Annotated in this window: 20 protein-coding genes and 1 other RNA gene; 14 read left to right on the top strand and 7 right to left on the bottom strand. The window is 64.9% G+C overall.

What is annotated here, in order from left to right:
* Positions 1-22 precede the first annotated feature (22 nt).
* The 5 genes from HH212_RS12870 (at position 23) to HH212_RS12850 (ending at position 5,337) form a co-directional block, all read left to right on the top strand.
* The gene (locus HH212_RS12870; RefSeq protein WP_170202836.1) at positions 23-2,125 is read left to right on the top strand and encodes a M3 family metallopeptidase; all 2,103 of its coding nucleotides are present in this window, start codon (positions 23-25) and stop codon (positions 2,123-2,125) included.
* 248 nt (positions 2,126-2,373) lie between these two features.
* Positions 2,374-3,063 (top strand): glutaredoxin family protein, encoded by a 690-nt coding sequence (locus tag HH212_RS12865; RefSeq protein WP_170202835.1) that lies wholly within the window; start codon positions 2,374-2,376, stop codon positions 3,061-3,063.
* A 39-nt stretch (positions 3,064-3,102) separates the two neighbouring features.
* On the top strand, positions 3,103-3,528 hold the full coding sequence (locus tag HH212_RS12860) for a DNA polymerase III subunit chi (protein WP_170202834.1): 426 nt from the start codon (positions 3,103-3,105) through the stop codon (positions 3,526-3,528).
* Positions 3,525-3,923, top strand: a complete 399-nt coding sequence (locus HH212_RS12855) for a DUF2486 family protein (RefSeq protein WP_170202833.1) — start codon at positions 3,525-3,527, stop codon at positions 3,921-3,923. The genes HH212_RS12860 and HH212_RS12855 overlap by 4 nt, the downstream gene beginning before the upstream one ends.
* 268 nt (positions 3,924-4,191) lie before the next feature.
* Entirely contained in the window at positions 4,192-5,337 is a 1,146-nt protein-coding gene (locus tag HH212_RS12850; protein ID WP_170202832.1) for a branched-chain amino acid ABC transporter substrate-binding protein, read from the top strand.
* A gap of 95 nt (positions 5,338-5,432) precedes the next feature.
* Here the strand turns inward: HH212_RS12850 and HH212_RS12845 are convergent, their stop codons facing one another.
* Complete coding sequence (locus HH212_RS12845) at positions 5,433-5,741, bottom strand: c-type cytochrome (RefSeq protein ID WP_170202831.1); 309 nt, start codon at positions 5,739-5,741, stop codon at positions 5,433-5,435.
* 189 nt (positions 5,742-5,930) lie between these two features.
* On the opposite strand from HH212_RS12845, the gene HH212_RS12840 reads away from it, so the two are divergent.
* The 3 genes from HH212_RS12840 to lgt all read left to right on the top strand — a co-directional run bounded on the left by HH212_RS12840 (position 5,931) and on the right by lgt (position 8,143).
* Positions 5,931-6,155 (top strand): TIGR04438 family Trp-rich protein, encoded by a 225-nt coding sequence (locus tag HH212_RS12840; protein WP_170202830.1) that lies wholly within the window; start codon positions 5,931-5,933, stop codon positions 6,153-6,155.
* Between the two features lie 257 nt (positions 6,156-6,412).
* Positions 6,413-7,309, top strand: coding sequence for a LysR family transcriptional regulator (locus HH212_RS12835; RefSeq protein WP_170202829.1), 897 nt, complete (start codon positions 6,413-6,415; stop codon positions 7,307-7,309).
* Positions 7,310-7,330: 21 nt separating this feature from the next.
* A complete protein-coding gene (gene lgt / locus HH212_RS12830) occupies positions 7,331-8,143 on the top strand; it encodes a prolipoprotein diacylglyceryl transferase (RefSeq protein ID WP_170202828.1) in 813 nt (270 codons plus the stop codon).
* Between the two features lie 51 nt (positions 8,144-8,194).
* Here lgt and HH212_RS12825 read toward each other — a convergent pair whose 3' ends face one another.
* The 4 genes from HH212_RS12825 to HH212_RS12810 form a co-directional block, all read right to left on the bottom strand.
* On the bottom strand, positions 8,195-8,656 hold the full coding sequence (locus HH212_RS12825; protein ID WP_170205418.1) for an EVE domain-containing protein: 462 nt from the start codon (positions 8,654-8,656) through the stop codon (positions 8,195-8,197).
* A 63-nt stretch (positions 8,657-8,719) separates the two neighbouring features.
* Positions 8,720-8,901, bottom strand: a non-coding RNA gene (ssrS, locus tag HH212_RS12820) — 6S RNA.
* A 96-nt stretch (positions 8,902-8,997) separates the two neighbouring features.
* Positions 8,998-9,306 (bottom strand): cell division protein ZapA, encoded by a 309-nt coding sequence (locus tag HH212_RS12815; protein ID WP_170202827.1) that lies wholly within the window; start codon positions 9,304-9,306, stop codon positions 8,998-9,000.
* Positions 9,303-9,533 (bottom strand): hypothetical protein, encoded by a 231-nt coding sequence (locus tag HH212_RS12810; protein WP_170202826.1) that lies wholly within the window; start codon positions 9,531-9,533, stop codon positions 9,303-9,305. Before HH212_RS12810 ends, HH212_RS12815 begins: the two co-directional genes overlap by 4 nt.
* 521 nt (positions 9,534-10,054) lie before the next feature.
* Here HH212_RS12810 and groES point away from each other — a divergent pair.
* The 5 genes from groES to HH212_RS12785 all read left to right on the top strand — a co-directional run bounded on the left by groES (position 10,055) and on the right by HH212_RS12785 (position 14,402).
* A complete protein-coding gene (gene groES / locus HH212_RS12805; protein ID WP_170202825.1) occupies positions 10,055-10,345 on the top strand; it encodes a co-chaperone GroES in 291 nt (96 codons plus the stop codon).
* A gap of 42 nt (positions 10,346-10,387) precedes the next feature.
* The gene (gene groL, locus HH212_RS12800) at positions 10,388-12,037 is read left to right on the top strand and encodes a chaperonin GroEL (RefSeq protein ID WP_170202824.1); all 1,650 of its coding nucleotides are present in this window, start codon (positions 10,388-10,390) and stop codon (positions 12,035-12,037) included.
* A gap of 154 nt (positions 12,038-12,191) precedes the next feature.
* Positions 12,192-12,629: a hypothetical protein gene (locus HH212_RS12795; protein WP_170202823.1), complete on the top strand. Its 438-nt coding sequence runs from the start codon at positions 12,192-12,194 to the stop codon at positions 12,627-12,629.
* A gap of 109 nt (positions 12,630-12,738) precedes the next feature.
* Positions 12,739-13,839 (top strand): NAD(P)-dependent alcohol dehydrogenase, encoded by a 1,101-nt coding sequence (locus HH212_RS12790; protein WP_170202822.1) that lies wholly within the window; start codon positions 12,739-12,741, stop codon positions 13,837-13,839.
* 80 nt (positions 13,840-13,919) lie between these two features.
* Complete coding sequence (locus HH212_RS12785) at positions 13,920-14,402, top strand: hypothetical protein (protein ID WP_170202821.1); 483 nt, start codon at positions 13,920-13,922, stop codon at positions 14,400-14,402.
* A gap of 345 nt (positions 14,403-14,747) precedes the next feature.
* On the opposite strand, the gene glk is transcribed toward HH212_RS12785, so the two are convergent.
* Together glk and HH212_RS12775 are read right to left on the bottom strand one after the other, a co-directional pair.
* The gene (gene glk, locus HH212_RS12780; protein WP_170202820.1) at positions 14,748-16,610 is read right to left on the bottom strand and encodes a glucokinase; all 1,863 of its coding nucleotides are present in this window, start codon (positions 16,608-16,610) and stop codon (positions 14,748-14,750) included.
* Between the two features lie 4 nt (positions 16,611-16,614).
* On the bottom strand, positions 16,615-18,267 hold the full coding sequence (locus HH212_RS12775; RefSeq protein WP_170202819.1) for an alpha-amylase family glycosyl hydrolase: 1,653 nt from the start codon (positions 18,265-18,267) through the stop codon (positions 16,615-16,617).
* Positions 18,268-18,589: 322 nt separating this feature from the next.
* On the opposite strand from HH212_RS12775, the gene HH212_RS12770 reads away from it, so the two are divergent.
* Positions 18,590-20,131, top strand: coding sequence for a POT-type proton-dependent oligopeptide transporter (locus HH212_RS12770; RefSeq protein WP_170202818.1), 1,542 nt, complete (start codon positions 18,590-18,592; stop codon positions 20,129-20,131).
* The last annotated feature ends 21 nt before the right edge of the window (positions 20,132-20,152 follow it).

Raw genomic sequence — 20,152 nt, 5'->3', positions numbered from 1 at the left:
GATTGACTAAAAGGATAGAGCAATGACGACGAACGACACCAGCAATCCCCTCCTCGATTTTTCGGACTTGCCGAAATTCGACCTGATCCGCCCCGAGCACGTCACGCCGGCGATCGAGCAGCTGATCGCCGATGCGCGCGCCGTGGTGACGCAACTGGAAGCGCCGGGCGACGGCGTCACCTGGGACAGCTTCGTGGTCCCGCTCGAGGAAAGCACCGAGCGCCTGGGCCGCGCCTGGGGCGTGGTGAACCACCTGAACCACGTGATGGACACGCCGGAACTGCGTGCCGTCTACAACGAGAACCAGCCGAAGATCACCGAGTTCTTCACGGAGCTGGGCCAGAACGAGGCGCTGTTCGACAAGTACAAGCAGTTGCGCGCCGGCGCCGAATTCGATGCCCTGAGCGGCGCCCGCAAGCGCATCGTCGAGAACGCGCTGCGCGACTTCCGCCTGGGCGGGGCCGAGCTGCCGGAAAAACAGAAGGAGCGCTTCGCCGAGATCCAGGAACAGCAGGCCATGCTGTCGACGCGCTTTTCGGAAAACGTGCTCGACGCCACCAACGACTACAAGCTGCTGGTCGAGGATGAAGCCGAGCTGGCCGGCCTGCCGGACGACGCCAAGGCCGCCGCGCGCGCCGCGGCAGAACGCGACAGCAAGCAGGGCTGGCAGTTCAGCCTGCACTTCCCGTCGTATTTCCCGATCCTGCAGTTCGCCGACAGCCGCGCGCTGCGCGAGACCATCTACCGCGCCAACGCCACCAAGGCGTCCGAGATGGGCGTGGTGTTCTCGGAGCTGGAAAAGTGGGACAACACCGGCAACATCGCGCAACTCCTGAAGCTGCGCGACGAGGAAGCCAAGCTGCTCGACTACCGCAGCTTCGCCGAAGTGTCGCTGGCACCGAAGATGGCGGAAAGCCCGGAACACGTGATCGAGTTCCTGGAAGACCTGGCGCGCCGCGCGCGTCCGTACGCCGAAAAGGACCTGGCCGAACTGCGCGCCTTTGCCAAGGACGAACTCGGCATCGAGGACATGCAGGCCTGGGACGTGGCCTATGCCTCGGAAAAGCTGCGCGAGCAGCGCTACGCTTTCTCGGCCCAGGAAGTGAAGCAATACTTCCCCGAACCGAAGGTGGTAGCCGGCCTGTTCGGCGTGATCTCGAAACTGTTCGGCGTGACCATCGCTCCGGACCAGGCGCCGGTGTGGCATCCGGACGTGCGCTTCTTCCGTATCGAGCGCGCCACGCACGACGGCGCCACCCAGCTGGTCGGCCAGTTCTACCTCGACCTGTACGCGCGCCAGGGCAAGGGGCAAGGCGCCTGGATGGACGACGCGCGCGGCCGCCGCCTGGCCACCGGCGGCATCGTGCAGACCCCGATCGCCTATTTGACCTGCAACTTCACGCCGCCGGCCGAGGTCGACGGCAAGCTGCAACCCTCGCTGTTCACGCACGACGAAGTCACCACGCTGTTCCACGAGTTCGGCCACGGCCTGCACCACATGCTGACCGAAGTCGACGAGCTGTCGGTATCCGGCATCTCGGGCGTGGAATGGGATGCGGTCGAACTGCCCTCGCAGTTCATGGAAAACTTTTGCTGGGAGTGGGACGTCCTGCAGGACATGACCGGCCACGTCAAGACGGGCGAACCGTTGCCGCGCGCGCTGTACGACAAGATGCTGGCGGCGAAGAACTTCCAGTCCGGCATGCAGACGCTGCGCCAGGTCGAGTTCTCGCTGATCGACATGCACCTGCACTACGACTTCGACCCGAGCAGCCAGCAGACCGTGCAGGAACTGGTGGACGACGTGCGCAGCAAGTTCTCGGTGATGGTGCCGCCGTCGTTCAACCGCTTCCAGCACTCGTTCGGCCACATTTTTGCGGGCGGCTACGCGGCGGGGTACTATAGCTACAAGTGGGCGGAAGTGCTGTCGGCGGACGCCTATGCGGCCTTCGAGGAAGCGGTGGAGGCCGGCGGCGGCTCGCTCCTGGACGAGACCGGTCAACGCTTCCACCGCGAGATCCTGTCGGTGGGCGGCTCGCGCCCGGCGCTGGAATCCTTCAAGGCCTTCCGCGGCCGCGAACCGTCGATCGACGCGCTGCTGCGGCATAACGGGATGCAGGCTTGAACAAGGAATGCAGGCATCAACAAGGACGCACGCACAGGCACCGTCGTCCCCGCGCAGGCGGGGACCCATACATCGCATCGGGATTCGTTTCATCGGACACCATGTAGCGTTTCGATGGACGTGACCTGGGAAACGCAGCATGGGTTCCCGCCTGCGCGGGAACGACGGTTCACGGTACCGGCTGTCATCCGGCATCCCTATCCGCTCCTGCAGGCAGTACGCGGGAGCATGCTCAGCGAGAGGTGGACATGAGGACAGCACGTGATCGCATCCACAACCGTCCACGGGCCTTGCTCGCATGCCTGGCCCTGCTGTCGGTCGCCGCCGGCGCCTCCGCCCAGGTCTACAAATGGCGGGACGAACGCGGCGTCACCCACTACGGCGACAAGCCGCCCGCATCGTCCAGACAACACGCCGAGGTACTCAAGGTGACCGCTCCCGCTCCCAACGCGCCTGCCGCCCTGCCCTACGAACTGGCGCGCGCGGTGCAGGCCAGCCCGGTGCTGCTGTACACCACCGCGCGCTGCGACGCCTGCGACCAGGGCCGCACGCTGCTGCGCGAGCGCGGCATCCCGTTCCAGGAACGCACCGTCGACAGCGCCGAAGACCAGCAGCAGCTGCGCCTGCTCGGCGGCGGCAACGAGATGCCGCTGCTGGCGGTCGGCAGCCGCAAGCTGACCGGCTTCCAGGCCGCGGCCTGGCATGAAGCCTTGAGCGCAGCCGCCTACCCGCGCCAGAAGATGCTGCCGCCGGGCTACCAGTTCGCCGCCCCGGTGCCTGCCGGCGGCGCGCCCATGGCGCCGGCCACGCCGCCGGTACGCGCCCGCATCAAAATGGCGCCCGACGCCGCCGCGGCCGCGGCGGCGCAGACCGCGGCGCAGCAGCCGCGCTCGCCCCCGCCGGCGGCCGGCAACGCGCCGCCGGATTTCCAGTTCTGACCCTGTGTCCATCACCATGTGCCACCAACCAGCGCCGACATGACCCGCATCGATTTCCATACCAATATCCCGGACAAGCTCGGCTACGCATGCCGCCTGGCGCGCAAGGCCTATGCCGCGCGCGCCAAGGTGGTGGTGCTGGCCGACAGCGCGGCCCAGGCCAGCGAGCTGAACGACGCATTGTGGACCCTGTCCGGCACCGATTTCATTCCGCACGTGCTGGCCGGCGATCCGCTGGCGCCGGAAACGCCGGTGATCGTCACTGCCGACGAGGGCGCCGAACTGCCGCATCGCGACATGCTGATCAACCTGACGCGCCGCACGCCGGCCGGCTTCGACCGCTTCGCGCGCGTGTTCGAGATCATTTCCACCGACGAGGAAGACGCCGCCGCCGGGCGCGCGCGCTACGTCGCGTACAAGCGCCAGTCGTATCCGCTGACCCACTTCGTGGCGGGGCAGTCATGAGCGAGCCGGCCGCCTTCGACGAGAGCAGCATCCCGGTGCTGACCGAGGTGATGGAGCCGGAAGCGGACCGACCCGCGCCGGACGCGGCGGCGCCCGCAGCCGCGCCGCCGGCCGCACCGCCTGCCACGCCACATGCCACGCCCACCGAACCGTCCGGCGACGAGGCCTGGCAAGCGCTGGAAGAACGCCTGGTGGCGCGCGTGCTGGACCGCCTGCAGGACCGCATCGAACTGACGCTGGAAGACCAGGTGCGCGGCAATCTGGCGCCGCTGCTCGACCACGTGGTGGCGCGCCTGGCGTCCGAACTGCGCGCCGGCCTGCAGCAGACCGTCGAACAGGTGGTGGCGCGCGCCGTGGCGCAGGAACTGGCGCACCTGAAGTCGCGCAGCCATTGACCGCGCCGTAGCCGGGCTTCCTCGCGCCTGGTTGCACCCGCACCGGCACGGCGCATCCGCCCTGCCGGCGCGCCAAACCGGCGCCTTTCGATCCTTCCTGCGCACTGCTGCGGGGCACGTTGTCCATCCTGCCCGGACGTGCCCTGCCGATGCTTTGCGAAGCCGCCGATTTGCTGTACCTTTGCCAAGCGTAAATGCATCGCATTGCATCGCAGCGCGCCATGCGCACGCGTTTCACCCGCTGCCGTTCATTCCCTTGGAGAGATACATGCAGGTCACCACCAGATTCCTTCCTCTCGCCGCCCTCGGCCTCGCCTTTGCCGGCGCCGGCGCCGCGCAGGCCCAGCAGGTCGTCAAGATCGGCCACGTGGCGCCGATCTCCGGCCCCAGCGCCCACCTCGGCAAGGACAACGAGAACGCCGCGCGCATGGCGATCGACGAGCTCAACGCCAAGGGGTTCGTGCTGAACGGCCAGAAGGTCACGCTGCAGCTGGTGTCGGAAGACGACGGCGCCGATCCCAAGCAGGGCACGGCGGTGGCGCAGAAACTGGTCGACGCCAGGGTCAACGGCGTGATCGGCCACCTGAACTCGGGCACCACGGTGCCGGCCTCGAAGATCTACAACGACGCCGGCATCGTGCAGATCTCGCCGGCCACCACGGCGCCGGTGTACACGCGCCAGCGCTTTCCGGGCGCCTTCCGCGTGGTGGCCAGCGACGCCAAGCTCGGCGGCACCCTGAGCAAGTACGCGATCGGCACGCTGGGCGCCAAGAACATCGCCGTGATCGACGACCGCACCACCTACGGCCAGGGCGTGGCCGACGAATTCCTCAAGGGCGCCAAGGGACCGGGCGTGCGCATGGTCGGACGCGAATTCACCAGCGCCACCACCACCGACTACACCGCCATCCTGACCTCGATCAAGGCGAAAAAGCCGGACCTGATCTTCTTCGGCGGCATGGATTCGGTGGCCGGCCCGATGCTCAAGCAATTGAAAGCGCTCGGCATCGAGGCGCGTTTCATGGGCGGCGACGGCATGTGTACCGAATCGCTGGCGCGCCTGGCCGGGACCGGCATCGGCGAAGGCAAGGTCGTGTGCGCCGAAGCCGGCGGGGTCAAGGGACCGCAGGAAAAGGTGATGGACGACTTCCGCGCCCGCTACAAGAAGAAGTACAACATGGACGTGCAGCTGTACGCGCCCTACGTGTACGACGCGGTGATGGTGATGGCGACCGCGATGCAGAACGCCAAGTCGGCCGATCCGGCCAAGTACCTGCCCGAACTCAAGAAGATCAAGTACGAAGGCGTGACCGGCACCATCCAGTTCGACCCGAGCGGCGACATCAAGGATGGCGCGCTGACCCTGTTCACCTACAAGGGCGGCAAGCGGACCAAGATGGACGTGGTGCGCTGAGCGCGGCGCCGGCTGCCGGCTGCCAAGTAACAACGCCACCGCATGCGGTGGCGTTCTCGTTCATGCACGAAGCGGCCGCGGCATCGCGGCCGGCTTCACTTCTGCGACAGTACCCATTTCACCAGCGAGCGCGCCTCTTCCTCGTTGACCTGCGGGTTGGCCGGCATCGGTACCGGCCCCCAGACGCCCGCGCCGCCCTTCATGACCTTTTGCACCAGCTTGTCCTCGGCGCCCTTCTGGCCCGCGTACTTGGCCGCGACATCCTTGTAGGCGGGACCGACCAGCTTGTTGGCGACGGCGTGGCACGCCATGCAGTTCTTGGCCTTGGCCAGGTCGGCCTGCGCAAAGGCGCTGCCCGAAGCCATCGCCGCCATCGCCGTCAACACCATCAGGGACCGTTTCATTGCGTTTTCTCCAAATAGACTAAAACCGTTCTTATACAGCCGAGATTCTAGCCTGTTTCCCGTGCAAGAGTGACATCGACATACCTGGTTACGGCTGATACAGATTGTCGTGGACTGGACGATACACTTTTGTTTCTGCATGGAATTATGGTTCTGATCTGGGGTAAGATGGCCGGGAAAGGAACCGCCATGCCCCTGATCATCCTGATCGCCCTTCTCGTCGCCCTGCGTGCCCTGGAAGTCTGGAAGTTCGCCGACCTGTCCTGGTGGTGGATCGTCGCCCTGATGGCGGTCGCCTTCATCTGGTTCGAATTCATCGAAAAGATGCTCGGCCTGGACAAAAAGAAGGCGCACAACGCCGACAACCAGCGCCGCAAGGACCGCGTCAAGCACAGCTTCGCCAAGCGTAAATGAGCACTTGACTGCGCACCATCAAACCGGGGTCAGAGCCCGACTTTAAACAATTGTTTCCACCCCATTTTTTCGGTAATTCGGGGTCAGAGCAGAATCGCCGGCCAATGCTGCAATTGTGCTCTGACCCCGAATCGCTTTCTGACCCCGAATCGCTTTGCTCCCAATCGTCGATTGTGCTCTGACCCCGAACCAGGTTTGGCGTTGTGATATCTTCCATGAATCAATGGTTTAGATTTCACACGTTGTCCATATCGAGCATGAACCTGGAATTACGACAGCTGCGCTACTTCGTGACCGTGGCCGAGGAATTGCATTTCGGCCGGGCCGCGGCGCGCCTGCACATGACGCAGCCGCCCTTGTCGCAGGCGATCGCAGGATTGGAAGCGGCATTGGGCGCGCCGCTGTTCGTGCGTGACCGCCGCAGCGTGGCACTGGCGCCGGCCGGCGCGGCGCTGCTGCCCGAGGCGCGGCGCATGCTGAGCGAAGCGGCCGCTCTGCCCGAACTGGCGCGCCGCGCCGCCGCCGGCGAAGCGGGACGGCTGGCGCTCGCCTTCGTCACCTCGGCCGACTACAGCGTGCTGCCCGCGTTCCTGCGGCGCCACGGCGAACGCTATCCGGCCGTGCACCTGACGCTACGCGAGGCGACGTCGGACGTGCAGGTCGAGGAACTGCTGCGCGGGCGCATCGATGCCGGTTTGCTGATCCCGCCGCTGCCGGACAAGGCCCGGCAAGACCTCGACTACATGAAGGTGCTCGACGAGCCCCTGATCCTGTGCGCCCCGACCGGCTCCGGCTTGCCGGTCGGGGCGACGCCGATCCGCCTGCAGGATATACCGCACCTACCCCTGATCATTTTCCCGCGCGAGATTTCGCCAGCCCTGCACGATGCCATCCTGTCCTGCTTCGGCGCGGCCGGCGTCACGCCCGTCATCGGCCAGCAGGCGATCCAGATGCAGACCATCGTCAGCCTGGTCTCGGCCGGCATGGGGTTGGCACTTGTGCCACAATCGGTCTCCAACCTGATGCGTCCCGGCGTAGAATACCGTGCCCTGGCCGACCCGACGCCGCTGGTCGAGACCGGTATCGCCTGGCGCCGCGACAATGGTTCCCCTGTGCTGAAAGGCTTCCTGGACTTGTTGCGCGACTCACTGTAGGTTTATTTTAGGAAGATCACTATGCTGGTTCACCCGCAGCCGAATCCGATCGCGTTCAGCATCGGCCCCGTGGACATCCACTGGTACGGCATCATGTACGTGCTCGCGTTCGCCCTGTTCATCCTCCTGGGCCGGGTGCGCATCAAGCACCAGCCGCACATCGTCGCGCAGGGCTGGAAGAACGAGGACCTGGACGACATGCTGTTCTACGGCATGCTGGGCGTGGTGATCGGCGGGCGCCTGGGAGAAGTGCTGTTCTACAAGCCGGACTACTATTTTTCGCACCCGCTCGAGATCTTCATGACCTGGCACGGCGGCATGTCGTACCACGGCGGTTTCATCGGCGTATTGATCGCGATGGCGCTGTGGGCGCGCAAGCGCGGCCGCAACCTGCTCGACGTCTACGATTTCATCGCGCCGATGGTGCCGATCGGCTACGCCTGCGGACGCCTGGGCAATTTCATCAATGCGGAACTGCCGGGCCGCGCCGCCGATCCCTCGCTGCCCTGGGCCATGCTGTGGCCGGGCGTGCAGGGTCCGGTCCATCCGTCGCCGTTGTACCAGATGCTGGTCGACGGCCTGCTGGTATTCGCCATCATGTGGCTGTTCGCGCGCAAGCCGCGCCCGCGCCTGGCGGTGGGCGCCCTGTACACGCTGCTGTACGGCTGCGCCCGCTTCTTCACCGAATGGTTCCGCGTACCGGATTGGGAAACCCACGTGTTCGGCCTGCCGATCACGTCGGGACAGGTGCTGTCGCTGCCGATGATCGTGGCCGGGCTGATCATGCTGGGCTGGGCGTATTCTGATGGGAACAAGCGCGCCGTGCCGGCTTGACGGCGCAAGTACGACGCTACTTTCGTAGGGTGGACGGGAAGCCCGCCCACCCTACACGCCGGCCAATGCCAGGATGCACTCCCATTCGCCCCGCGTCACCGGCGACACCGACAGCCGGCTCCCCTTTTGCAGCAGCACCATGTCTTGCAGCTGCGGCACGGTGCGCAACTCGGTCAGCGGCAGATAGCGTCCCTGCGCCACCGCGCGCACGTCGACCGAAATCCAGCGCGGCGCCTCGGGCGTGGCCTTCGGATCGGCATATTTTCGATCCGTCTCGAACTGGGACGCGTCCGGATACGGCGCCCCCACCACTTCGGCAATGCCGGCAATACCGGGCACGGCGCAGCTGGAATGATAGAACAGCACGCCGTCGCCCGGCTGCATCTGGTCGCGCATGAAATTGCGCGCCTGGTAGTTGCGCACGCCAAACCAGGACACCGTCTTGCCGGGCGCAGCCAGCACGTCGTCGAACGCGACTTCGTCGGGCTCGGATTTCATCAACCAGTAGCGCATGGTAGAAATAAAAGCAGGCATGAAAAAGCGGTTGCGCACTGTCGTGTCGCAACCGCTCTGGAATAAAGCCCCGCCTGTGCCGTTTTTGCCGGCATCCCGAACCTGAACGGCTCAAGGTGGTCGCAGTCAGCTCAATTTCGGGTTCGTCAAGCAAGTGACGATCACGCCCATCAAGAATGTTCCACAACCTATGCGTAAGAATGGTTCAAGGAATATATGACAAATCTCGAACACCGCAGGGTAGACCTCAGTTTACTACGATGAACTGCCATGTCAAACGTTTTTAGCTTCGAAGCACGCGCGAGTGTTAGGCAGGCCGCATAGCGGCGTCCGCCTGCCGGTTACGGCGTTTCCTTTGCATCAAGCACATTGTCCAGCACCACGTGCATGGCTTCCAGCTTGGTCTTGATTTCCAACATCGTCATGTCGGACAGGGGACCCTGCGGCGACTTCACCGACAGGAATTCGGCGGCCACCGACAGCGCCGCCATGACGGCGATGCGGTCGGTACCCTTGACCTTGCCGGTATCGCGCAAGGCGCACATCTTGCCGTCGAGGTAAGCCACCGCTTCGCGCAGCGTCTTCTGTTCCCCTTCGCGGCAGGCCAGGCGGTACGGTTGCCCCATGATGAGCACGTCGAGGTAGATCATTGCGCGGCCTCGCTGTCGTCGGGGGTGGCGGGAGGCGTGGGTTCGAGCTGCGCGAGCAGCGCTTCGACGCGGCGTTGGGCTTCGAGGAGCCGGTGATTGAAATCGACGTTTTCGGCGCTGAGCAAGGCGTTGGCCTGGCGCAGCAGGTAATTTTCGCCGCGCAGCGACTGGGCCAGCTGGGCCAACCGGTCGATTTTATCGGAAAGTTCTTGGAATTCGGAAATCATTCATCACTATAGGGCCGAGTTGATTTTTTCGTCAACAGGATCACGATTGATGCCGTCGACGCCGGCAGTGGCGATCGTGCGGAAAATGCGGGATTCTCCCATTGCATTCCGCCTTATCATTACAATAAGTAAAGGCCTGAGAACATCATATTCCTTCACAGATATGTGATAGATCAATATCTATTTATCTAGTTACCTGATCGTGCGCACGATTTGTCGAATGAATGCTAAGCTCCCACGATTGTGCGTTCGCCAAGTGGCGCGGCAAAGCCGTAGATGGCAGTCGAATACTCGCTATACACCCGCCCAATTGGTAAACGGTATTGCGTGAACTCAAATATTGGATTGGGGTTACGTGAAAAAAGTCCGTTGCAACGCCAACATAGCAGCTTGAAAACCCGAATTATCGTCCCTATAATTAGCACTCGTCACTGAGGAGTGCTAATCCCTCCTCGAACCGGCAACAACGACACTGCGCCGGTCAAACCACGACAGTCAATCATCAATCAAAGGAGTTTTGCATGAACCTTCGCCCACTGCACGATCGCGTGATCGTCAAGCGTCTCGACCAGGAAACCAAGACCGCGTCCGGCCTGATCATCCCCGATGCAGCAGCCGAGAAACCGGACCAGGGCGAGATCCTCGCCGTGGGCAACGGCAAAGTGCAGGACAACGGCCAGGTGCGCGCGCTGGAAGTGAAAGTCGGCGACCGCGTTCTGTTCGGCAAGTACTCAGGCCAGTCGGTCAAGGTCAACGGCGAAGAACTGCTGGTCATGCGCGAAGAAGACATCATGGCCGTCGTGGCCCTGTGATCTTCCCAACAAACCTATCCTTTGAATTCGGAGAAATAAAACATGGCAGCTAAAGATGTAGTGTTCGGCGACGTAGCGCGCGCCAAGATGGTCGAAGGCGTCAACATCCTGGCCAACGCGGTCAAGGTCACCCTGGGCCCGAAAGGCCGCAACGTCGTGCTCGAGCGCTCGTTCGGCGCCCCGACCGTCACCAAGGACGGCGTCTCGGTCGCCAAAGAGATCGAACTGAAAGACAAGCTCATGAATATGGGCGCGCAGATGGTCAAGGAAGTCGCTTCCAAGACCAGCGATAACGCCGGCGACGGCACCACCACCGCGACCGTGCTGGCGCAAGCCATCGTGCGCGAAGGCATGAAGTTCGTTGCCGCCGGCATGAACCCGATGGACCTGAAGCGTGGCATCGACAAGGCCGTCGCCGCCACCGTCGAAGAGCTGAAGAACATCGCCAAGCCGACCACCACCTCGAAAGAGATCGCGCAAGTCGGCACCATCTCGGCCAACTCGGATTCGTCCGTGGGCGAGCGCATCGCCGAGGCGATGGAAAAGGTCGGCAAGGAAGGTGTCATCACCGTCGAAGACGGCAAGTCGCTGAACGACGAGCTGGACATCGTGGAAGGCATGCAGTTCGACCGCGGCTACCTGTCGCCGTACTTCATCAACAACCCGGACAAGCAAGTCGCCGTGCACGAAAGCCCGTTCGTCCTGCTGTGCGACAAGAAGATCTCGAACATCCGTGACCTGCTGCCGGTGCTGGAGCAAGTCGCCAAGGCCGGCCGTCCGCTGGTCATCATCGCCGAAGACATCGACGGCGAAGCGCTGGCGACCCTGGTGGTCAACAACATCCGCGGCATCCTCAAGACCGTCGCCGTCAAGGCACCGGGCTTCGGCGACCGCCGCAAGGCCATGCTGGAAGACATCGCCATCCTGACCGGCGGCCAGGTGATCGCCGAAGAAGTCGGCCTGACCCTGGAAAAGGTCACGCTGAACGAACTGGGCCAGGCCAAGCGCATCGAAGTCGGCAAGGAAAACACCATCATCATCGACGGTGCCGGCCAGGCCGAAGGCATCGAAGGCCGCGTCAAGCAGATCCGCATCCAGATCGAAGAAGCGACCTCGGACTACGACCGCGAGAAGCTGCAGGAACGCGTGGCCAAGCTGGCCGGCGGCGTTGCCGTGATCCGCGTCGGTGCCGCCACCGAAGTCGAGATGAAAGAGAAGAAGGCACGCGTGGAAGACGCGCTGCACGCCACCCGCGCTGCCGTGGAAGAAGGCATCGTCCCGGGCGGCGGCGTGGCCCTGCTGCGCGCCCGCGCCGCGATCCAGGTCAAGGGCGACAACCCCGACCAGGACGCCGGCATCAAGATCGTGCTGCGCGCGATGGAAGAGCCGCTGCGCATGATCGTCCAGAACGCCGGCGATGAGCCGTCGGTCGTGGTCTCGGGCGTGCTGGCCGGCACCGGTAACTACGGTTACAACGCCTCGAACGGCACCTACGGCGACATGGTCGAAATGGGCGTGCTGGATCCGGCCAAGGTGACCCGCTCGGCACTGCAGAACGCCGCGTCGATCGCCGGCCTGATGCTGACCACCGACGCGATGGTCTCCGAGATCGTCGAAGACAAGCCGGCCGGCGGCGGCATGGGCGGTATGGGTGGCATGGGCGGCATGGGCGGCATGGACGGCATGATGTAATCGGCCTGCCGTAACACGCTGCGAAAACCCTGCAAGGTGTGAGCCTTGCAGGGTTTTTTTATTGCTTGTCGACCATGGCGCCAAACGCGCCCCGGATTTCCCGCGTCCGCTTCATAATCGGGTGCCCACCCCATCTGCCGACGGAGACCCTGCCATGACCCAAGTGAAACTCGACGAACTCGAAAACGCCATGACCATCGTGGACGAAGCGCACGGCGAAGCCAAGGCCTGGATCGAACGCGACACCGGCATGATCCAGTTCCGCGACGACGAGTACCTGGACGACGAGGCGCCCCTGCCGGGCGGCGGCGAGGAAGACGACGGCACGGACGACGGCCGCTACGTGGCCATCCCCGGCCTGCGCACGCTCGGCCTGGGCGCCGCCCTGCCCCGGCGCTTCGCCGAAAAGCACATGCCGGGCGACCGCGAGAACGTGGAAGACCTGCTGCGCGAAGCCGACCCCGAGGCCGGCTTCGTGAAACTGCTTGAAGCGCGCGGCGCCGCCGGCGAATGGAAGCGCTTCCACGACGACGAGACCCGCAGCGCCCTGCAGCGCTGGTGCGATGACCAGGGTTTGCACGTGGCTGGCTGACGCCGGGTTTGCCATCCAGCCTCGGTCGTTGCCTGGAACTAAGCGCGCAATCGTACAGACCGTGATCGCACCGCCCTCTAAGGTTCAGGTTTTCCGACAAGGGGGTCACATGATCAAGGTCACCGGCTACGCCGCCAAGCATTCGTTCAGCCGTCTCAAGAAATACGAGTTCGAGCGCGAGGAAGCCACTGCGCACGAGGTGGAAATCGACGTCCTGTACTGCGGCGTGTGCCACTCGGACATCCATCAGGTGAAGAACGAATGGTCGAACACGGTATACCCGTGCGTGCCGGGCCACGAGATCGTGGGACGCGTTACCAAGGTCGGGCCGGCGGTGCGCAGGCATGCCGTGGGCGACCTGGTCGGCGTCGGCTGCATGATCGACAGCTGCGGCGCCTGCGAGCCGTGCCGCTGCGGCGACCAGAACTATTGCGCCAGCCCGAACAGCTGGCTGGCCACCTACAACGGCCCGATGCAGCCGAAAGCGAAGGCCGGCGGCGAGAACATCTACGGCCGCGACAACACCTTCGGCGGCTACTCGAACCTGCTGGTAGTCAAGGAAGACTTCGTGCTGAAGATCCCCGCCAAGCTGAAACCCGAGGAAGCGGCGCCGATCCTGTGTGCGGGCGTGACTACCTACTCGCCGATGAAGCATTGGAACGTGAAGGCCGGCGACAAGGTCGGCATCATCGGCATGGGCGGCCTGGGCCACATGGCGGCCAAGCTGGCCAAGGCGATGGGGGCCGAGGTGACGGTGTTCACCACCACCAGGGAAAAGATCGAGGAAGCGCAAAGACTGGGCGTCGACGCCGTGATGGAAGACGACAAGAAGGCGCTGGAACGGCTGGCGACGCACTTCAGCTTCATGCTGTCGACTATTCCCGAGAAACACGACCTGAACCCGTTCCTGGAGCTGTTGCAGCGCGACGGCGTGCTGTGCGTGGTCGGCGCGCTGGAACCGCTGGCGCCGGTCGACAACCAGCCGGTGGCCTTCAAGCGCCGCTCGGTAGCCGGCTCGCTGATCGGCAACCTGGCCGAGACCCAGGAAGTGCTGGATTTCTGTGCCGAGCACGGCATTGCGCCGGATATCGAGCTCATCCGCATGCAGGACATCAACGACGCCTACAAGAAGGTCGAAAACGGCGACGTGCGCTTCCGCTACGTGATCGACATGGCTTCGCTCAAGGAAGAGATCGACGAGGCGGCCTGATCCCCGGCCGCACCGGGCGCCGGCATGGTTGCCCGCGGGTCGGGAAGTGGTTTACCATCGCCTTCAACCAACGTAAAACCATGCCGCCCCTACATCACGCCCTCTTCTCGCGCCGGTCGCCGGCAACGCCGTTCCTGCTGACCATCGTGCTCGCCTGCGGCCTGGCCGGCTGCAAACGCGAGCAGCCGCCGGCGCCCGCCAAGCCGGCTGCCAGCGCGCCGGCAGTGCCAAGCGTCCCCGCGCGCACGCGCGACCAGGCCATGGCCTCGTTGATGGCGCTGCCCGAGGTCAAGGCGTGGTCGGAGCAGATCGAAAAGGGTTCGCACGGCCAATCGCACGGCGCCGTGATCGAGGACGACCCGGCGCCGCGCCTGCTCGGCGGCAAGCCCTACTACCAGCTCAGCTTCGTGGAAAACCGCCCGAAGGACATCCACCGCCGCGCTAGTTTCCTGGTGGCGAGACAAGGCGACGAGATCCTGGTGGAGGATGCGCAGACGGATACGGTGCAGTCGCTGTCGGAGTGGCGCAGGAATATCCGGAATGTGGAGTTGAAGGCGCACTGATGCGAGTCAGCGCACACGTGCCGGCGCCGCTGATGGCGTTGCAGGTCTAAAAACCGTCGCCCCCGCGAAGGCGGGGGCCCATGCTGAGTGTCCGTAGTTGGTATTTCTGAAATATTTCAGTTGCCTCAATGGTAATGAATTCTGTTGCTCAATATGGGGTAAAGAATGCCAGTGGCATTCTTTACCCTGCGCGGGGACGACGAGCTATGGGTTAAAGCAGAGATAACGATTATCTTGGACAGTAGTGCGCCTTCGCGGGGAGTCGTTTCAGGCAATGCCTGGAACGACGGGCTGATGGCTGGGGGAGTGATGCAGCGTTGTATTCAATAATGAAACATCGCTGGTTCAGCCATCCAGGTGCGAAATCAACGCGCGCCGCTGCTCCAGCTCCCCTTCCCCGGACCCTTCGACGCCGGCGCGCGCATGGTGCACGTCCACCGATACCCCGACCGCCAGGATGTCGATCAGCAGCAGCTGCAGGATGCGCGAGATCATCGACAGGAAATGCGTGCTGTCCTCGGCGTGATCCACCGCCAGGCACACCGTGGCGCGGCGCGCCAGCGGCGACTGGCTGCTGGTGATGGCGATGACGTCGGCGCCGGCGGCGCGCGCCGCGTCCACCGCCGCCAGCAGTTCCGGCAAGCGGCCCGAGTTCGAGATCGCCACCACCACGTCGCCCGGCCCGAGCAGCTCGGCGGCCAGCGCGAACAGGTGCGAGTCGCCGTACAGCGCGCTCGGGATGCGGAAGCGGAAGAACTTGTGCTGGCCGTCCAGCGCCACCACGCGCGCATTGCCCATCGCGTAGAACTCGACCCGGCGCGCGCGGCTCACCAGCGCGATGGCGCGGTCGATCGCCTGCACGTCGAGCTGGTCGCGGAATTTCAGGATGGCGGACACCGTGTTGTCGATCACCTTGGCCGATAGGTCGTGGGTGCTGTCGCTGGTGCGCACCTGGCTGTGGCGCACCGGGATCGAGCCGGTCAGGCTGCTGGCGAATTTCAGCTTGAAATCGGCCAGGCCGAGGAAGCCGAGCGAGCGGCAGAAGCGGATCACGGTCGGCTGGCTGACGTCGGCCAGGCGCGCGATGTCCGCGATCGGCTCGTTGAGCACCAGGCGCGGCTGCTCCAGCACCAGGCACGCCACGCGCTGCTCGGCAGGCGTCAGTTCGCGCTGCAGGTTCTGCACCCGGTCCATCATGGTGTTGGCGCCGCTGCGCCCGCGCAGGTGTTCCGAGAGGATGGTGGCCACGCCGTCGAAGGCCACGTGCGCCGTGGTGATCACGTAGGTCGGGATGTCTGCGATGTAGCTGGAGAAGCGCCCTTTGGCCTCGAAGCGCGCGCGGAAGGCCGAATCGCGGAACCATTCGCCCATGCGCGGCACGATGCCGCCGCCGATGAAAATGCCGCCGAAGGAACCCAGCGTCACCGCCAGGTTGGCGGCGGCGCCGCCCAGCATCCCGCAGAAGCAGTCCAGCACTTCCAGGCACAGCGCGTCGCCTTCTTCCAGCGCACCGGCGATGATGGCGGCCGAGTCGCGCGCGGGCGCGTGCACGCCGTTGCGCGCCGCCAGCGCGCGGTGGATGATTTCCATGCCGGGGCCGGAAATCAGGCGCTCGTTGGAGACGTGGTCCCAGGTTTCCCAGGCCAGCTTCAGCACCGCGAACTCGCGCTCGTCGCTGGGCGCGAAGTTCATGTGACCGCCTTCGCTGCCGAGGGTGACGAAGCCGTCCAGGGTCGGGATCACGCCCGACACGCCCAGGCCGGTGCCCGGCCCGAGCACGCCGATCACCGCGTTCGGCGCGGCCGCGCCCGGCCCGACCTGCATCAGGTCGTCCTCCTTGAGGCCGGGAATCGCCATCGCCAGCGCGGTGAAGTCGTTGACGATCAAGAGCGTGTCCAGGCCCAGGTCGCGCCGCACGGCATCGGTCGAGAATTCCCAGGGCCGGTTGGTCATGCGCACGAAATCGCCGCTGACCGGATTGGCCAGCGCCAGCGCCGCGTGATGCAGGCGCACGTCGGCATGCTCGCGCAGATAAAAACGCAGCAGCGGGACGATGCCGGCGAAGTCGTCGCATTTCAAGACCCGCACCGAGCGGTAGGTGCCGGGCGCGGTCTGCAGCGCGAAGCGCGCGTGCGTGGCGCCGATGTCGGCCAGCAGGCGCGGGCCGTCGGCGAACGCGGTGCGGGAATTGTCCGGCTGTTCCAGCATCGGCTTACACCCCGGCGGCCAGCGTGCCGAACCAGGCACCGTACGGCGGCAGCGTGACCTTGCCGTCCACGACGTCGCCGGCCATGCCGTGCCCGGACAGCGGCGCCGCGCCCGCGGCCTGCGGCCAGTCGAACGCCAGGGCCTCGTTCGTCACGTTGAACACGGCCAGCAGCGGCGCGTGGCCGGGCAGCTCGCGCCGCAGCGCCAGCGCCTGTTCCGGCACGTCGTAGAAGGCGATGTCGCCGCGCGTCAGCTGCGGCAGCGTGCGGCGCCAATGGATGATGCTGCGCTCGAAGTTCAGCATCGAGTGCGGATCGCGGTCCTGCGCGTCGACGGCCAGGGGCACGTGGGCGGCATCCACCGGCAGCCACGGCGTGCCGCCGGTGAAGCCGGCGTTGGGCGCCGCGGCCGTCCACGGCATCGGCGTGCGGCAGCCGTCGCGGCCCTTGAACTCGGGCCAGAAGGTGATGCCGTACGGGTCCTGCAGCAGCTCGAACGGCACGTCGGCTTCGGTCAGGCCCAGTTCGTCGCCCTGGTACAGGCACGGCGTTCCCTTCAGCGACAGTTGCATCGCCAGCACCAGCTTGGCCAGCGCGGCGCGCGTGGCCGGCGTGTCGCCCGGCTTGGACCAGCGCGTGGCGACGCGGATGGCATCGTGGTTGCCGACCGACCAGGACGCCCAGCCATCCTTGACGCGCGCGGTGAATTCCTCGACCTGGCGGCGTACGTGGGCGCTCGAGAATTCCGGCGTCAGCAAATTGAAGCTGTAGGCCATGTGCAGCTTGTCGCCGCCCTCGGTGTATTCGGCCATCTGCGCCAGGGCGTCGTCCGAGCTGACTTCGCCGATCGACACTGCACCGAATTCGTCCAGCAGCGCGCGCACCTTTTGCAAGAAGGCGATGTTTTCCGGCTGGGTCTTGTCGTGGATGTGGGCCTGCATCCCGTACGGGTTGACGTCGGTGACGGTCGAGGTGTCGCGCACCAGCGCCGGCGGATTGCTGCGCAATTCACGGTCGTGGAAGTGGAACACGCAGGCGTCCATGCGCACGCCGTCGACGCCGCGCTCGAGCCAGAAGCGCAAGGCATCCAGGTGCGCCTGCTGCACCGCCGGGTTATGGAAGTTCAGCTGCGGCTGGCTGACCAGGAAGTTGTGCATGTAGTACTGCTTGCGGCGCGTGTCCCATTGCCAGGCCGAGCCGCCGAACACCGACAGCCAGTTGTTGGGCGGGTTGCCGTCCGCGAGGGGATCGGACCACACGTACCAGTCGGACTTCGGATTGTCGCGGCTGGCGCGGCTCTCGACGAACCACGGGTGGGCGTCGGCGGTATGCGCCATCACCTGGTCGATCATGATTTTCAGGCCGAGTTCGTGCGCGCGCGCGATCAGGCGGTCGAAGTCGGCCAGGGTGCCGAACAGCGGGTCGACGTCGCAGTAGTCGGCGATGTCGTAGCCGAAGTCCTTCATGGGCGAGGTGAAGAACGGCGACAGCCAGACGATGTCCACGCCCAGGCCGGCGATGTAGTCGAGTTTTTGGGTGATGCCGGTCAGGTCGCCGACGCCGTCGCCGTTGGTATCGAGGTAGCTGCGCGGATACACCTGGTAGATGATGGCTTCCTGCCACCAGGGCGCGCCGGCATGCGTATTGGATGATGTCATGATCGTAGGAGATTGGTAATTTTTACGCAATATACAGGATCGCTGGATAACTGACAATCGCGGAAAATTGAAGATTTTATGCAAACTCCCTTGAAAATCATCGACTTATATTCTCGACAGCCGATCCATATGTGACACCGCAGTAGTCAAACTACAGATTCAATGTTAGCCTGTCATGCTTGCTGAACAAGTTCTTGTTGCCAAGGCTATTGCCAACCAACATGGGCTTGCATAGCATCGCTGCATTCGCCGCCCGGACGGCGACCACCACAGGAGACCCCCGATGACCCGGAACCCGCCATCGGCAACCGGCACTGGCCGCATGCCCCGCCAGATCCCGTACATCATCGCCAACGAAGGCTGCGAGCGCTTCAGCTTCTACGGCATGCGCAACATCCTCACACCCTTCCTGATCTCGTCGCTGCTGCTGCTCCTGCCGGAAGCCGAGCGCGCCGGCGACGCCAAGCACGTGTTCCACACCTTCGTCATCGGCGTGTATTTCTTTCCGCTGCTGGGCGGCTGGCTGGCCGACCGCTTCTTCGGCAAGTACCATACCGTGCTCTGGCTCAGCCTGGTGTACTGCGCCGGCCACGCCTGCCTGGCCGCCTTCGAAAACGATGTACGTGGTTTCTATGCCGGCCTGTTCCTGATCGCGCTCGGCTCGGGCGGCATCAAGCCGCTGGTGTCTTCCTTCGTCGGCGACCAGTTCGACCACACCAACAAGCACAAGGCGAAGCTGGTGTTCGACGCCTTTTACTGGATCATCAACTTCGGCTCCTTCTTCGCCTCGCTGCTGATGCCGGTATTCCTGCGCGACTACGGCGCCTCGGTGGCGTTCGGCATCCCGGGCATCCTGATGTTCGTCGCCACGCTGGTGTTCTGGAGCGGCCGCAAGGGCTACGTGCACGTGGCGCCCGGCGCCGCCGACCCGCATTCCTTCCTGCGCGTGGCGCGCAGCGCCCTGCTGGCGCGCCGGCCGGGACAGGGACGGCCGGGATTGAGCGTGGCTGCGCTGGGCGCGGCCGGCGCCGTGGCGGCGCTGGCGATGGCGCCGACCTGGGGCTTCGTGATCGCCGCCTGCACGGCGCTGGTGCTGCTGCTCGCCTTCGGCGGCATCGGCGTGGCCATGCAGCTGGAACGCGCGCGTGGCCTGCATCCGGACAGCGCCGTGGACGGCGTGCGCGGCGTGCTGCGCGTGCTGGTGGTGTTCGCGCTGGTGACGCCGTTCTGGTCGCTGTTCGACCAGAAGGCCTCCACCTGGATCGTGCAGGCCAACGGCATGCTGCGTCCGACGCTGTCCCTGTTCGGCAGTGAAATCCGCTTCGAGCCGGCCCAGATGCAGGCGCTCAATCCGCTGCTGGTGATGCTCCTGATCCCGTTCAACAACATCGCCGTGTTCCCGCTGTTGCGGCGCCTGGGCTGGGAGCCGACCGCGCTGCGCCGCATGACCGCGGGCATCGCCCTGTCGGCGCTGTCGTGGGTGGCGATCGGCACCATCCAGGTGGTAATGGACGGCGGCACGCCGCTGTCGATGGCCTGGCAGGTCCTGCCCTACGCCCTGCTGACCATGGGCGAGGTGCTGGTCTCGGCCACCGGGCTGGAATTCGCCTACAGCCAGGCGCCGGCCTCGATGAAGGGCGCGATCATGGCGTTCTGGTCGCTGGCGGTGACGGTCGGCAGCCTGTGGGTCTTGATCGTGAACGCCAGCGTCAAGAACGAAACCGTGCTCGGCCACATCGCCGGCACCGGGCTTGGCGTGATGGCCTTCCAGATGTATTTTTTTGCCGCCTTCGCCTTCCTGGCCGCCCTCGCCTTCGGCTGGTATGCAAGGCGCTACCGCGTCGTCGACTACTACCGTTCGTAAGCTTTTCTCCGCGCGGCGCCA

Origin of the sequence: Massilia forsythiae (genome assembly GCF_012849555.1) — a bacterium.
GTDB classification, from domain to species: domain Bacteria; phylum Pseudomonadota; class Gammaproteobacteria; order Burkholderiales; family Burkholderiaceae_D; genus Telluria; species Telluria forsythiae.
This window is presented reverse-complemented; position numbering and strand designations above follow the sequence as displayed.